General features: G+C 45.9%; 2 tRNA genes and 1 rRNA gene. All 3 read left to right on the forward strand.

Features of this window, described 5'->3' with window-relative positions:
* Positions 1-53, forward strand: a 16S ribosomal RNA gene (locus WMO44_RS14975); the annotation flags it as partial.
* Between the two features lie 126 nt (positions 54-179).
* Positions 180-255, forward strand: a tRNA-Ala gene (locus tag WMO44_RS14980).
* A 3-nt stretch (positions 256-258) separates the two neighbouring features.
* Positions 259-335, forward strand: a tRNA-Ile gene (locus tag WMO44_RS14985).
* Positions 336-603: the final 268 nt, after the last annotated feature.

The following is a 603-nucleotide window of genomic DNA, read 5'->3' on the forward strand; positions in this document are numbered from 1 at the left end:
TGAAGTCGTAACAAGGTAGCCGTAGGAGAACCTGCGGCTGGATCACCTCCTTTCTAAGGAGTCAGGCAATGACAGAGCATCTAAGATGGTCGGCCATTGGAACAGGTGACAAGTTAAAGTTTGAGTAGATATTGTTCGATTTTGAGGGCCCTGAAAAGGGGTTACTCAAAACCTTATGTGGGGGTTTAGCTCAGCTGGGAGAGCACCTGCTTTGCAAGCAGGGGGTCAAGGGTTCGATTCCCTTAATCTCCACCACATGGGCCAATAGCTCAGCTGGCTAGAGCACACGACTGATAATCGTGAGGTCGATGGTTCGAGTCCATTTTGGCCCACCATGTGATGAAAGTCAGAGTTTCGGGAGACCGGGCTTTGAAAGACATCACCAAGACGTACCTTGAAAACTGAATAATAACTGCGAAACAAAGATTATAGTAAGTTCTTTTTTAAGAAATATTACAATTTCAAAAGGAAGGGTAACAATAATCTTCGTTGGCAAGAGAGAATCAAGAGGATACCAAATGTTCCAAAAGAACGTTTGAAAGGTCAAGCGAACAAGGGCGCAGGGCGAATGCCTTGGCACTGGGAGCCGATGAAAGACGTGAT

It is taken from the genome of Faecalibacterium tardum (assembly GCF_040096515.1).
GTDB classification, from domain to species: domain Bacteria; phylum Bacillota; class Clostridia; order Oscillospirales; family Ruminococcaceae; genus Faecalibacterium; species Faecalibacterium tardum.